Here is a 13,184-nt window from a genome sequence, read left to right on the forward strand (position 1 = left end):
TACTACGCGGCCATGCTCGGTTCAGACCAGGCCAGCGGTGCCGGCTCAGAGAGTGAATCCGCCATCCGCTATGACAGTCTGGCCCGTGATGGCGCTGGCCTCCTCCGACGCCAGGAAACAGACCACTGCCGCGATCTCACGTGGTTCGATCAGACGTCCATACGGAGTCTGCGAGCGCCACGTATCCACCATCTCCGGCGCGGTCTCTGCAAGCCCCTGCAGGATCAGCGTGTCGGTATAGCCGGGACCGACCGCGTTGACCCGGATCCCATCGCTCGCCCACTCGTGAGCGAGCACCCTGGTCATGTGAGCGACACCTGCTTTTGCCACGTCGTAACCGACGTGCTTCTCAGGGCTGACCGCCTTGAAGGCCGCGATCGACGAAATGTTCACGATCACCCCGCTTCGGCCTGCTTCAAGAAGACGCCGCGCCGCCTCGCGAGCGCCGAAGAATGCGCCGGTGAGATTCACGTCGAGTTCACGCTGCCAGACCTCGTTGGGAAGATCGATCGTCGGATTGTCGCTGGTGACACCGGCGTTGTTCACCACGATATCGGGAACCCCGTGCTCGGCTACGATGTCGTCGAAAAGCATGCGGATCGAACCGCTGTCCGCGACGTTCACCCGATACCCCGCCGAACCGTTGCCGAGTTCATCGGCCAGCGCACGAGCTCCTTCCTCATTCAGGTCGGCGATGAGGACCTTGGCGCCCTCGGATGCGAACCTTCTCGAGATTGCCTCGCCGATCCCCTGAGCTCCGCCTGTAACCACACAGGTCTTGCCATCGAAACCCATCGACATGAACTTATCCTCTTTCTTCCCAACGATTTACAGACAAAGGTCGATCACATCGGCGGATACGATTCAGACCATCGCGGCGACGAGGTCCACCTCGGTAGGAGGGTCCTCGGGATCGACGACGTACTCGCCCTTGATCTTCCCGTCCTTCATGACGAGGATCCGATCCGACATCGTGATCAGTTCCGGCAGATCGTCGCTGATCAGGAGCACCGAAACCCCCGTCGCGGTGATCTGATCCAGGATTCCGTAGATCTCACCCTTGGCGCCCACGTCGACGCCGTTGGTCGGGTTGTCCAGCACCAGCAGCTTGGAGCCGAGCGTGAGCCAGCGTGCGAGGATCACCTTCTGCTGGTTGCCGCCGCTCAGGTTCCTGATCAGCGTGTTCGGGCTCGGCGTCCTGATGTTCAGCTGCTCGATGGCCGCTGCGGCGTCCTCGCGCTCCTTCTTGCCGTCGATCACGGGGGACTTCGCGATCGCCGCTCCGACGTAGGGCAGGGAGTGATTCTGGGCGACGGACATGCCGAGCACGAGGCCCTCCCGGTGGCGCTCGGTCGGCACGTAACCGATCGACTGCCGGATGCCGGCTCGGGGGCCGGTCTGCTTCGGGTCCTTCCCCTGGATCCGGATCGCTCCTGTGCACCCCGCTCCGAGCTCGAAGATCGAACGGCCGAGGCCGGCTTTACCCGAGCCCACGACGCCGGCGATACCGACGATCTCACCGGCCGAGACGGTGAGCGTGACGTCGCTGAAGCTGTCACTCGAGAAGCCCTCGAGTTCCAGTACGGGCTGCCTGCTGTCCCTCGCCTCGTCATCGATCACACGCTCGCGCTTGTGCATGGCGATGCTGCGCCCGACCATCATGTTGTGGATCTCGCCCTCGCTCAACTCCCGAGGCCGGTCGTTCTCTGCCACCTTTTCGCCGTCCTTGAGCACGACGAGACGGTCGCAGAGCGACACGATCTCCTCCAGGCGGTGAGACACGAAGACCTGAGCCGCATGCTCCTTGATACGGTTCACGAACTCGAAGAAGAAGTCGATCTGACCGCGAGTCAGGGCACTCGTCGGCTCGTCCAGCAGGATCACCGGGTGCTCGACGCCGAGCAGCCGCGCCTGTGCCAAGCAGCGCACGATCTCCACGACCTGTCTCTCGGCGAAGCTCAGGCGGCTGAGCACCGAGGAGGGGTTGAGGGTGACATCGAACTCGTCGAAGATCTCGCGAGTCCTGCGGACCATCTCCCGCTGGCTCAGCACGCCGAGGCGCGAGAACTCCGCCTCCTGCGCCATGAATACGTTCTCGGCCACGGTGATGTTCGGCACCAGCGCCTGGTGCTGGTACACCCGGAAGACACCCTTCAGCGTCGATTGATGGTATGTCGAGAACTTCACCGGTTCGCCGTTCAGCTCGAGGGTGCCGGAATCGGCCTGCAGCGTGCCGCTCAGCATCGAGAGCAGTGTCGACTTACCGGCGCCGTTCTCGCCGACCAGCCCCAGCACTTCCCCGACACGGATATCGAGATCGACGGACTTGTTGGCGTGCACCGGCCCGAAGCGCTTGTCGAGCCCGCGAGCAACCATAATCGGAGTCTTTGCCATGATCGCTTCCTCCGGGACTACTTGATGATGGTGAGCTTCGTACGGTCCAGGGTGAGCGCCACGGCAGCGACGACCACCAGGCCCTGAATGATCAGTTGCAGGTACGGCTGCACCCCCAGGGAGTTCAGGCCGACCGTCAGCGTTGTGATGACGAGGACGCCGAGCACGGTGCGCTGCACGCCGCCCACACCACCGGTGATGGCGGTGCCGCCGATGACGACGGCCGCGATCGAGTTCAGCGTCAGAGCATCACCCATCGCGGGCGTGGCCGATCCGATGCGCGACGTCAGCAGGATGCCTGCGACCGCCGCGCAGAGGCCCGCGATGGTCAGCGACCAGAGCTTGATGCGACGGTTGGGGATGCCGGCGAGGGCGGTGACCGCCTCGGCGCCGCCGATGGCGAAGGCGTAGCGTCCGAATCGCGTCTTCATACCGATGAAGGTGAAGAGGAGCCAGACGATGACCGCCCAGAGCACGAGGTTCGGCAGGACGACGAGCAGGTCGCCCTGAGCGATCCAGCGCAGGCCCTGGTTGGAGACTTGCACCGGACGCCCTTCGACCAGCCACGTACCGACGCCTCCGACGGCCATCGACATACCCAGGGTGACCAGGAAGCTCGGCACCTTGCCGTAGGCGAAGATGACGCCGTTGACCAGCCCGACGATGAGGCCGACGGCGAGGGCCCCGAGGATGGCGAGGAAGACGTTGCCGGTCTCCTTCGTGACGGACGCGGCGACCAGACCGGCAAGGGTGACGGTCGCGCCGACGGAGAGATCGATGCTGCCCTGGATGATGACCAGCGTCATCCCGACCGCGACCACCAGGAGGACCGATGACTCGCGCAGAATCGTCAGGAACGTGCTGGCCTGGAGGAAGTTGGGGCTGATGATCGAGAACAGGATGAGGAGGAAGACGATGGCGACCAGAGGCAGACCGATGGACTTCAACGCCTCCCTTCTCTCCGCGCGCCCGATGCTGATGGCTTGTGTGGCGGTCATCGAAAGGTCTCCTTTATATCGTCAGAAGAAATGGAAGGAAGGCGGGGAGAGCGGCGGCAGCCGGTTCGGTATATCTCGCGCCGAACCGGCTGCCGGTGAGACGGAGGAGAGCCGGTGACTTCCTCGCCTCCTCGCAGAAGCTGGTCAGTCCCGGCGTAGGAGCTTCCAGTGCTCATCCCACTCGGCATTGACCGCGTCCTTGTCGCCGATGGCATCCGCGTAGGGCTGAGGCAGTTCGAAGTCGGCGGGCTTCTCCTCCTCGGCCCACGACCACATCTCCTCCATGTCGATCACCTGGACCTGATTCTGGGGATCCCAGTCATCCGGGTGCGCCACGCGACTCATCTTCACCCAGTCGAACGGGTCCTGTTCGATGTACGTCTCGATGTACTCGTCGACGTTGTCGGCCGTGACCAGGACCCCACCGGTCCAGAGCTGACGATTCAGCGGCTCGGGCGCCTCGCCGCTCAGGCATGCATCCAGCGCCTGGACGAACGAGAAGCCGGCCTGCCACTGCGGGATCGAGGAGACGACGCCGAACATCTCGCCCGACTGGATCAGCTCCATGGTGCCCTGGTTGCCGTCCATGCCGGTGACCGGTACGTCCTCGACACCGGCCTCGGTCAGCGCGTTCATCGCGCCGATGCCGACGTCGTCGTTCTGGCCGAACACACCGTCGATGTCGGTACCGTGACGGTTGATGATGCCCGCCATTGCGTTGCGAGAACTATCGCGATCCCACTCGCCCGGCTGCCGATCGAGCAGCTTGATATCCGGGTACTCCTCGAGCGCACGATCGACGCCGAGCGTGCGCTGGAAGTCGGCCGTCGCCCCGGGGTGCCCGGTCACATGCACGAAGTTGCCTTCGCCGCCCATCTCCTCGAACAGTGCCACCGCCAGCTGGTAAGCGAGTTCCTCAGTGTATGGCGAGAAATAGGCGGTGTAGTTGTCACCGTACTCGAACGGAGAATCCCACGGATCCGATTCCCAGGTATTGGCGAAGCAGACGTCGTTCTCGTTCGCGATCCGCGCCATCTCCGGCACGCTCGAGGGATCGGGGGCGGTCACGAAGATCATCCGCACACCGGCATCGACCTGCTGCTGGAACTGCGCGATCTGCGTCGCGGGGTCGCCCTCGTTGGCCATCGCGACGTACTCGCCATTGAAGGCGTTCACAGCGCGCTCGGCCCCCTCGTTCCAGCTCGAGTAGTAGTCGTTGTTCATGCTGGTGAACAGCGAGACGACGGTCTCCCCCTTGAGGTCCACCGATTCGGGGAGATCAGCAGCAGGGCCGTCGTCTCCCCCGCCCCCGCCGTTGCCGCTGCAGGCGGTCGTCAGCAGGAGACCTGCGACGAGGATGCCCGCTCCGATGAGGCGCTTCTTCTTCGGCATCTGCACTCCTTTGTGTTTGGGTATGCCAGCGCGAAATACGATCGACACAAGACCGTTTTCGTTAAGTAAGAATACACACTATTCACGCTGAATGATCAGTCAAGTGTAACGTCTGAGTAAACATTGCCGACTCTCGCAAGCGCCGGCCGACCTTCGGTGCGCAGGAGGGCGACGACCCCGGCCAGTCCGACCGGGATCGTCGTGACCGCGCGACTCCAGGGCTCAGTCCCAGTAGCGCGTCGAGACGAAATGGGGCTCTCCGCCGTCTACCGGGTAAGCCGTGAAGCCCACCTCGTCCTCAGGCATGTAACTGATCGCGAAGCAGAAGCACTTGATGTCGCCGCCCTGATCCGCCGCGAGGGAGTGGATCTGATTCGGACGTATCCGCACGAGCTCGCCCTTGCCAAAGTGGGCGCTCTCACCGTCGATCGTCATCGTGCCGCTGCCCTCGAGCACGAAGTAGAACTCGTCGCTGTTGTGCGAGTGCGGCTCGATCGCGGCCCCCTCCTTCACGACGAACTCGTTGGCGAACTCGAGGTACCCGCCGGAGACCTCCTCGCGCAGTTCCTCCATCTTGAAGAAGAACATGCTGTGCACGGTGTCGTTGTGCTCGGAGATGTACTCCGAACTGCGGCGCTGAATGTTATCCATGAAACTGCTCCCTCCCCATCAGAACAGGGCTCGAATGCTGCCGCCGTCGACGCCGAGCGTCGCGCCGGTGGTAAACGACGAGGCATCCGAGGCGAGGAACACGACCGCGTTGGCGACCTCCTCGGGTGTGCCTATCCGCCCCATGGGGATCCCGCGTTCATCGATGAGGGCCTGGATGGCATCCATCCCCTCCTTGCCGTAGGCCCGTTCGACGGTCTTCACCCAGCCGTAGTTCTCATCGGACCAGAAGGGGGTGTAGATGGGGCCGGGAGCGACGCAGTTCAGCCGGACCGACGGCGCGTAGAGCCGCGAGAGCGACTTGGACACCGAGGCGACGGCGGCCTTCGACGCCGCATAGTCTGTGATCGAATCCTCGGGCTGCCGGGAAAGGTCGGAGGTGACACTCACCACGGCCCCTCCGCCGTTCGCCTGCATCTCGGGCACCAATATCTTGGAGAGGCGGACCATCGCGAAGAAGTTCAACTCCATCGTGCGATGGAACTGTTCATCAGAGGTCTCCTCCAGCGTTCGGAGCGTTCCCGATCCGACATTGTTCACGAGGATGTCGGGAGCACCTCCGAAGAACTCCTTCGCCTGAGTCACGGCGGCCTCGATGCCCTCCAGCGTCGAGAGGTCCGCGACGATCGTTCCGGACTCGAGCCCTCGCGCGGTCAGTTCCTCGCGCTGACTCGCGAGCTTCGCCTCGTTGATGTCCACCGCGACGGGGATCGCCCCCTCGTCCGCGAAGGTGCGCACCACGGCATCGCCGATGCCCGACGCCCCACCGGTGACGAGCACCCTTCTGCCCGCAAGTTTCAGATCCATGTTCTACAATCTCCAGTCTTCATTCGTGTGTTCGGTCGGAGCGGAGGCCCTGACGGTTACGCGGTGCACCCGCGGCTCAGGTCATCACCACCCCGCCGTTGACGTCGAGCGTGGCCCCCGTGATGTAGCCCGCGTGCTCCGTCGACAGGAAGTAGATGCCGTCGGCGATCGAGCGCGGCGGCCCCGCCGCCTTGAGGGGGATCTTCGCCCACTCGATGTCACGCATCTCCTCGAAGCTGATACCGCGAGCGGCCGCCTCATCGGTGAGGGCCTTCTGGTGCATGCGCGTGTTGATGTTGCCCGGCGCGACCGCATTGACCCGGATGCCCTCATCGGCGAGTTCACGGGCGAGCCCCTGGACGAAGCTGATCACCCCCGCCTTCGACGTGCAGTAGGAGGCGTAGAACGGGTGCGCCTCTCGCCCCCAGTACGAGGCGACCGCCGTGATGGAACCCGTGCCGTCGCGGGCGATCAGCGGGATGAAGTGCTTCGATGCCAGAAAGACGCCGCGCAGATTGGTGTGGTGCACGCGGTCCCACTCCTCGACCGGAAGGTCCACCACAGGGAGCCCCTCGGCCTGTACGGTTCCGGCCACGAGCGCGAGCGAGGTCAGCGAGCCCCCGGCCCACTCGTGCACCTGTCCGACGGCCGCACGGAGAGAATCCTCCGATCCCTGATCGAGCACGAGGGGGAGTACATCGGCATCGGCGAACCGACCGCCCAGCTCCTCGGCGAACGCGTCCACCGCTTCCCGGTTCAGATCGGCCACGGCGACCCGCGCCCCTTCCTCGGCGAAGCGGACCGCTGTCTCCCGTCCGATCCCGCCGGTCGCCCCGGTGATCAGAACGGATGGTGCTGAGTTGGTCATGTTGCTCCTTCGCATCAGGGGACTGCTGTCAGTGAACAACTATGTTCACCTTCACTTAAATCTTGCAAGTCCACTGGCCCTTGTCAAGTGCTCATTAACACGACACCCCGCGAGCCCGCCGACTGCGGCCGGAGCCCTCCCCCGTCACGCGAACGGATCGAACAGCACTTTGCCCTCGAGCCCACCCGATACCAGCCGGTCCAACTGGGCCGGCAGCTCTTCGAGAGGGCGCACCGAGTCGAGGAGTTCGCCGGCCAGATCGGTCGTCCGCAGGATCTCCACAGCCACGGGCAGGTCTTCACCGCAGACGTGGGCGAGGGTCGTGCGGATATCGATCTCATGGAAGACGAGTCTGTGGATATCGACTTCCTGGTCCATAGCCGGAGCCCCCACCTGCAGCACCCTGCCCCCGTCGCGGGTCAACGCGATCGCTCGATTCAGCTGCCCATTTGCACCGCTCGCCTCGATCACGAGGTCGACGGCACCCTCCGACTCGGCTATCCGGCGCTCGAAGTCGGCACCGTCCGCGGCGATTACCTCGTCCGCTCCCACGCGCAACGCGCGTTCGAGGCGGCTTCCCGCGAAGTCGATGACGGTCACCTCCACGTCGACCAGGTGCTTGAGCGCAGCGAGCACGAAGGTGCCGATAGCGCCGGCTCCGATGAGCACGACCCGATCGCCGGCCACCGCCCCCGCACGACGCGCGGCGTGCAGGCCGACCGCAAGGGGCTGGGCCAGGCCGGCGACGTCATCGGAGAGGTCCGTCGGGAGATGGACCAGGGTCCGGGCGTCGACCGCGGCGTACTGCGCCATGCCTCCCGACATGTTCAAGCCGTACGTGCGGTACTCGGCGCACAGATTGCTCCGTCCCTCCCGGCATCGCTCGCAGCCTCCGCACGACACGCCTGCCCCGGAGGCCACACGGTCGCCTACGTCGAAACCGGCGGCGTCTGATTCGACGACCTCGCCGACGAACTCGTGCCCGAGAATCAGGGGGCCGAGATGCCCGCTGTGCGGGTGCCGCTTCTCCACGGGGAAGACGCGCGGTCCCGCCTTCCATTCGGAACCGTCGGTGCCGCACATGCCCGTGCGGGTGATGCGGAGCAGCACCTCGCCGGGACGGATGACGGGTCTCGCAACCTCTTCCAGGCGGACATCGCCCGCACCGTAGTAGACAGCGGCTTTCATCGTCTTCGACATACCAGCCTCACGCCTCCCCGCGCCCCCACGCGGTATTCAGATGGGACTGCGAATCGCGCAGCGTGGGGAGATCCGCTCCAACCGCATGGTACTTGGGGCCGGCGACCAGCAGTTCCTCCGCGGGGAACTTGGTGATGACCTCGCAGCCGTCCGCGGTCACGACGACCTCCTCCTCGATGCGGGCAGCGCCGATGCCATCCGCCGAGGGCCAGTAGGTCTCGAGCGCGAACACCATCCCTTCCTTGAGCTCCTCGGGGTGATCGAAGGAGACGAGGCGAGAGAAGATCGGCTTCTCCCAGATCGACAGTCCGACGCCGTGACCGTACTGCAGCGCGAACGCGGCTTCCTCATCAGGGAAGCCGAACTCCTCGGCCTTCGGCCACACGGCGACGATATCGGCGGTCGTAGCCCCCGGCCGCACGAGCGCGATCGCGCGGTCCATGTACTCGCGCGCGCGCTTGTACGCATCGACCTGAGCCCGGCTGGCCGATCCCACCGCGAAGGTGCGGTAGTAGCAGGTGCGGTATCCCTGATGACTATGCAGGATGTCGAAGAACGCCGGATCACCGGGGCGGATGAGGCGATCGCTGTACACGTGGGGATGCGGCGAGCAGCGCTCCCCCGAGATCGCGTTCACGCCCTCGACGTATTCCGAGCCGAGATCGTACAGCACCTTCGAGACCAGCCCGACGGTCTCGTTCTCTCGGACTCCCGGCCGCAGGAAGCGGTACAGTTCGTCGTAGGCGGCATCGACCATGGAGGCTGCCTGCGTCAGCAGCTCGATCTCCTCCTTCATCTTCACCGCGCGTGCATTCAAGAACACCTGCTGCCCGTCGACCACCGAGATTCCGGCCCGCTGCAGCGCCACGAGGATCGGCATCTCGACGATGTCCACACCCAGCGGTTCATTCAGCAGCCCGAACTTCTCCAGCTCGCGGCGCACCTTGCGAGCGACCTCGTCGGCGATGCCGGCGTCGGGGTGGAAGGCGCCGCGCAGGGTCGATATGCCCGCTCGCGCGCCGGACTCGGCGCGCGGGCGCACCGCTCCGTGGTGCGGCGCGTGAGGATCGGCGTCCATCTCCGTGGTGGTCGTGTGCAGCCAAGGGTTGTATAGGTCGTGGTGCTTTGCCGCCGAACCGAAATCCCACACGATCGGGTCGCTATTGCGGGTGATCAACGCGAACCGGATCGCCTTGTCCATCGCCCACGTTCCGATGTGTGTGGAGGACATGTAACGGATGTTCGAGAAGTCGAAGGCGAGCAGGGCGCCCAGATCACTGCGCTCGAGTTCCGCCCGCAGCTTCGCGACCCTGCCGCTGCGCAGCACATCGCGGTCGATCCGCTGCTCCCAGTCGACTGCATTCATACCGTAAGTAGGAATCGGCATCGCCACCACACCCTCGTCGTCGTTGATTGTCAGAGTAAAGGACACTAAACCCTATTGTTCAGCAAGACTAAACTTTTGTGAACGTCCTCGCAAGTCCGACCCCCGTCAGAGGGAGCGACGGCGAGCCCCCGGCTCGGTCCGCTCGCGAACGGGTACCGGTACGGGCTGCCGGAGACTCTGCCTCATCAGCACCGCATTGGCGACGCTCGGCTCGAGCTCCCCGATCTCGATCTTGCGCGCGATCTCGACGACGGCGCTATTCACCGGAGTCGGGACGCCGTACCGCTTCGCCAGACGCACGACCTCGCCGTTCAACTCGAACACCTCGCTGCGTCGACGCTTCATCCAGTCCTGCAGCACGGTCGCCCGCGAGTGGGGCAGGATGTAGTTCTGCACGAGCTCATCGAGGATCGTGGCGACGTAGGTATCGGGGTCCGCGGCCGCCCCGCCCTCCATTCCGAAGATGGGCCGGATCGTGAAGCCGTGCGCCTTCGCCACGGCGATCGCCTCGTTGCCCGCCTCCAGCATCACCTCACGCATGCCGTCGAATCGGGCGCAGTCCGAGATCGAGAGATCGAGATTGGCCGATGTCACCAGCTCGGCGGCGTTCAGCACGAGCTTCATCCATTTCGCAGACTGGATGTCATCGGTCTCCTCCACCACTCCGGCATGACGCATCAGCGCGGCCACGGAGGCGACATGATGCTCCGCCGACGGGTCGAGCGCCCCCACGGCGAACCAGGAGCGATCCCGCCCCGAGTGACGTTCCACGAGCCCCGGCTCGTACATCGCCGACGTCACCTCGATCACCGCCCCCAGCGTGCGCTCGACTCCGACGACATCGGCGATCTCGGTGGCGGTCATGCCGTTCTGCACCCCGACGACCACCGAGTTCCGATGCAGCAGCGGCTTGATCAGCTCGGTGGCCCAGCGGGTGTCGTAGGCTTTCACCAGCAGGAGCACCACATCGAACGGCTCGCGCATCTCCGCCACCTCGCACAGATGATGAGCGGATACCCGCGTGGTCACGATCTCACCCCCGTGGCCGTGCTGCACCCGCACCCCGCGCTCCCGGATCGCCTCGACATTGGCCGGCCACTGGTCGATGAATGTGACGTCCACCCCCGCGTTCACGAGGTCCGCCCCGATCGCCGACCCGTTCGCACCGGTGCCCAGTACGGCCACGCGAACGGACGTGTTCTGACTCTGACTCATGTGTACTTCTCCTCGAGATTCCGCCGGTGGGCAACCACCCCCGGTGTTAACAGATACTAAACGGATATGGCTGGTGAGACCTTCGGGGTTCGGAACGCTCCCCTGACGAGTTGGAGCCCGAGACCCAGCCCGTACAGCACGAGTGCGACGACCGCGACCGCCTGAGCTCCATAGGCCGCAAGCGCCACGCCTCCTGTCAGCGCACCGACGAAACTGCCGAGATTGATCGTTCCTGGAGCCAGGGAGGCCGCGAGCCGCGGTCTCCGGCGCGCCAACCGCACGTATACGACCTGGGCTCCCGGTGTCAGCGACCCGAGCCCCGCTCCCACGAGGAGCATTCCCCCGACCGCACCGACGCTTCCCGCGCCACCGGGCAGCAACAGCCCCGCACCGACGATTCCCGCCGTGCCGCTGAGCAGCAAGGTGCGGGGAGCGGAGCGATCCGCCAGCGCACCGCCGGCGAAGTTCCCGAGGTTCATTCCGATGCCGAAGACCAGCATGAGCACCGCCACCGGCACCACCGGTTGCGAGCCCTGCACATGGGTCGAGAGCGGAGCCACGAACGTGCTGACGGCGAAAGCCCCGCTCGCGAGGCTCGTGATCAGCACGATCGCGACCAAGAGCTTCCGAGCTTCGCCGAGGCCCCGGCTCGCACTCGCGTTCTCCCGTCCATCGCCGACGACGGGCGCGATCCGCACGAGGGCGAGAAGCGGTGCCGCGAACAGCACCGAGCAGCCCGCGAGCGCCGCCCGCCACCCGAACTCCGCACCGAAGGCGATCAGCACCGGCACTCCGAGCACGTTCGCCATGGTGAGACCGCCGACCACGATGGCCGTGCCCCTCCCGTGGTGCCGCGCGCCGAGGGCACGGGCGGCCATCAGAGACGCGAGCCCGACGTAGGTGGCGTGCGGAAGCGCCGCGAGGAAGCGCAGCGCCACCGCGAGGGGCAGGTTCGGAGCGAGCAGTGTGAGCACCGTCAGCACCAGCATCGCCGCGACGCAGACCGCCACGGTGGCTCGCTCGGAGAGGCGCCGCAGTGCGATCGGGGTCAGGATCATGCCGACGACCACGCCCGCAGCGTACCCCGAGGCCATGCCGCCGGCCGCCGCGACCGCAGCATCCGGATGATCGGCGAAGCGCTGCGGCGAGAGATCGGCGGCGATCTCGGGTAGCAATCCCATCACCAGGAATTCGCTCACGCCGATCCCGAAAGCCCCGCACACCAATGCCGCGATGAGCACGCGCTGCCTGATGCGATCGCGCGCGGCCTCACGCGGTCTGTCCGCCTTCGAGACGTCCATCAGTCCCGAACGAGTCGGCGATCCGCCTCCTCGAACACGCTCCGGGTCGCCCGCATGGCGGACTCGACCTCGTCCTGCAGGCTCTTCCGGCGATGCTCGGCGGAGAGGATCTCGACGCCCCAGGCACCCTCGAAGCCGAGCTCCCGGATCACGTTGATGAATCGGGCGACGTCCCAGTCTCCCTCCCCCGGCAGCCTGCGCCCGTTGATGGTGTCGTCCCAGAGCGCCTCGTGCGTCGTCCCCGGGGGAGGCTCGGCTGCATCGTTCAGCTCGACCGCGAAGAGGTGGTCCGGGTTCAGATCCGTCAGCAGATCGTCGGGAGTGTCGCCGGCGCGGTATACATGCCAGATATCGACGATGAGGCCGCCGTTGGGGTTGCCGACACGGGTCACGAATTCCGAGGCCTTCGCGGCGTTCGAGAAATTGGTGAACGGCAGGAACTCCATCGCGATCTTCGCGCCGACCTCCCGAGCCTCATCGGCGAGCCGATTGAACTCCTCGCCCATCACCTCCAGGTCGGCCTCCTCCGAGTACATCTTGCCTGCGACCTTGATGGTCTGCGCTCCGAGAATCTCGGCGGCTTCCAGCAGGTCGCGGCGACGCCCGTCCGACACCGCGCGCTCCTCGCCCGAGGTCCACCAGTTCCCGAGAAACTCGACCTCCACGAACTCGAGGCCCGCGGTCCGGATCTCGGCCGCGAGGCGTTCGAGTCCGACGGTGCTCTTCGCCTCGACCAGGTCGGCGTGCACCCATCCGACCCCGCTCCACCCAGCTTCGGCGACGGCGCGCACTCGATCGAGCACGTCGAAGGGCGAGCGTTCGTCGCCGCTCTCAGGAAAGGCGTCTCCGGCGTGGGTCCAGCACGAGGCGATGAGAGGCGGAACAGGCATGGTGGGGGCTCCTTATCAATTGCGGGAGACGACGCCGGGGTAGGACGATCGTCCGTGTCGGTC

12 protein-coding genes are annotated in these 13,184 nt (G+C 65.5%); all 12 read right to left on the reverse strand.

Going from position 1 to position 13,184, the window contains the following annotated elements:
- Window positions 1-45 precede the first annotated feature (45 nt).
- The 12 genes from AC0KXF_RS06355 to AC0KXF_RS06410 all read right to left on the reverse strand — a co-directional run bounded on the left by AC0KXF_RS06355 (window position 46) and on the right by AC0KXF_RS06410 (window position 13,121).
- A complete protein-coding gene (locus AC0KXF_RS06355) occupies window positions 46-801 on the reverse strand; it encodes an SDR family NAD(P)-dependent oxidoreductase (RefSeq protein WP_473108360.1) in 756 nt (251 codons plus the stop codon).
- A 63-nt stretch (window positions 802-864) separates the two neighbouring features.
- On the reverse strand, window positions 865-2,394 hold the full coding sequence (locus AC0KXF_RS06360) for a sugar ABC transporter ATP-binding protein (protein WP_473108361.1): 1,530 nt from the start codon (window positions 2,392-2,394) through the stop codon (window positions 865-867).
- Between the two features lie 17 nt (window positions 2,395-2,411).
- Window positions 2,412-3,392 (reverse strand): ABC transporter permease, encoded by a 981-nt coding sequence (locus tag AC0KXF_RS06365; RefSeq protein WP_473108362.1) that lies wholly within the window; start codon window positions 3,390-3,392, stop codon window positions 2,412-2,414.
- A gap of 144 nt (window positions 3,393-3,536) precedes the next feature.
- Complete coding sequence (locus AC0KXF_RS06370; RefSeq protein WP_473108363.1) at window positions 3,537-4,784, reverse strand: sugar ABC transporter substrate-binding protein; 1,248 nt, start codon at window positions 4,782-4,784, stop codon at window positions 3,537-3,539.
- A gap of 222 nt (window positions 4,785-5,006) precedes the next feature.
- Window positions 5,007-5,435 carry a cupin domain-containing protein gene (locus AC0KXF_RS06375; RefSeq protein WP_473108364.1) on the reverse strand — a complete coding sequence of 143 codons (429 nt, stop codon included), beginning with the start codon at window positions 5,433-5,435 and terminating at the stop codon, window positions 5,007-5,009.
- Window positions 5,436-5,453: 18 nt separating this feature from the next.
- Entirely contained in the window at window positions 5,454-6,260 is an 807-nt protein-coding gene (locus tag AC0KXF_RS06380; RefSeq protein ID WP_473108365.1) for an SDR family NAD(P)-dependent oxidoreductase, read from the reverse strand.
- Between the two features lie 76 nt (window positions 6,261-6,336).
- The gene (locus tag AC0KXF_RS06385; RefSeq protein ID WP_473108366.1) at window positions 6,337-7,128 is read right to left on the reverse strand and encodes an SDR family NAD(P)-dependent oxidoreductase; all 792 of its coding nucleotides are present in this window, start codon (window positions 7,126-7,128) and stop codon (window positions 6,337-6,339) included.
- Between the two features lie 144 nt (window positions 7,129-7,272).
- Window positions 7,273-8,328 carry a zinc-dependent alcohol dehydrogenase gene (locus AC0KXF_RS06390; protein WP_473108367.1) on the reverse strand — a complete coding sequence of 352 codons (1,056 nt, stop codon included), beginning with the start codon at window positions 8,326-8,328 and terminating at the stop codon, window positions 7,273-7,275.
- 7 nt (window positions 8,329-8,335) lie between these two features.
- The gene (locus tag AC0KXF_RS06395) at window positions 8,336-9,694 is read right to left on the reverse strand and encodes a M24 family metallopeptidase (RefSeq protein ID WP_473108368.1); all 1,359 of its coding nucleotides are present in this window, start codon (window positions 9,692-9,694) and stop codon (window positions 8,336-8,338) included.
- A gap of 126 nt (window positions 9,695-9,820) precedes the next feature.
- The gene (locus tag AC0KXF_RS06400; protein WP_473108369.1) at window positions 9,821-10,930 is read right to left on the reverse strand and encodes a ketopantoate reductase family protein; all 1,110 of its coding nucleotides are present in this window, start codon (window positions 10,928-10,930) and stop codon (window positions 9,821-9,823) included.
- Window positions 10,931-10,986: 56 nt separating this feature from the next.
- On the reverse strand, window positions 10,987-12,231 hold the full coding sequence (locus AC0KXF_RS06405) for an MFS transporter (RefSeq protein WP_473108370.1): 1,245 nt from the start codon (window positions 12,229-12,231) through the stop codon (window positions 10,987-10,989).
- Window positions 12,231-13,121 (reverse strand): sugar phosphate isomerase/epimerase family protein, encoded by an 891-nt coding sequence (locus tag AC0KXF_RS06410; RefSeq protein ID WP_473108371.1) that lies wholly within the window; start codon window positions 13,119-13,121, stop codon window positions 12,231-12,233. The genes AC0KXF_RS06405 and AC0KXF_RS06410 overlap by 1 nt, the downstream gene beginning before the upstream one ends.
- Between the last annotated feature and the right edge of the window lie 63 nt (window positions 13,122-13,184).

Source organism: Leucobacter holotrichiae, from assembly GCF_055791005.1.

Bases quoted from the DNA above. Each gene is read 5' to 3' on its own strand.
- AC0KXF_RS06355 (WP_473108360.1), bottom strand. From the start codon at position 801: ATGTCGATGGGTTTCGATGGCAAGACCTGTGTGGTTACAGGCGGAGCT.
- AC0KXF_RS06360 (WP_473108361.1), bottom strand. From the start codon at position 2,394: ATGGCAAAGACTCCGATTATGGTTGCTCGCGGGCTCGACAAGCGCTTC.
- AC0KXF_RS06365 (WP_473108362.1), bottom strand. From the start codon at position 3,392: ATGACCGCCACACAAGCCATCAGCATCGGGCGCGCGGAGAGAAGGGAG.
- AC0KXF_RS06370 (WP_473108363.1), bottom strand. From the start codon at position 4,784: ATGCCGAAGAAGAAGCGCCTCATCGGAGCGGGCATCCTCGTCGCAGGT.
- AC0KXF_RS06375 (WP_473108364.1), bottom strand. From the start codon at position 5,435: ATGGATAACATTCAGCGCCGCAGTTCGGAGTACATCTCCGAGCACAAC.
- AC0KXF_RS06380 (WP_473108365.1), bottom strand. From the start codon at position 6,260: ATGGATCTGAAACTTGCGGGCAGAAGGGTGCTCGTCACCGGTGGGGCG.
- AC0KXF_RS06385 (WP_473108366.1), bottom strand. From the start codon at position 7,128: ATGACCAACTCAGCACCATCCGTTCTGATCACCGGGGCGACCGGCGGG.
- AC0KXF_RS06390 (WP_473108367.1), bottom strand. From the start codon at position 8,328: ATGTCGAAGACGATGAAAGCCGCTGTCTACTACGGTGCGGGCGATGTC.
- AC0KXF_RS06395 (WP_473108368.1), bottom strand. From the start codon at position 9,694: ATGAATGCAGTCGACTGGGAGCAGCGGATCGACCGCGATGTGCTGCGC.
- AC0KXF_RS06400 (WP_473108369.1), bottom strand. From the start codon at position 10,930: ATGAGTCAGAGTCAGAACACGTCCGTTCGCGTGGCCGTACTGGGCACC.
- AC0KXF_RS06405 (WP_473108370.1), bottom strand. From the start codon at position 12,231: ATGGACGTCTCGAAGGCGGACAGACCGCGTGAGGCCGCGCGCGATCGC.
- AC0KXF_RS06410 (WP_473108371.1), bottom strand. From the start codon at position 13,121: ATGCCTGTTCCGCCTCTCATCGCCTCGTGCTGGACCCACGCCGGAGAC.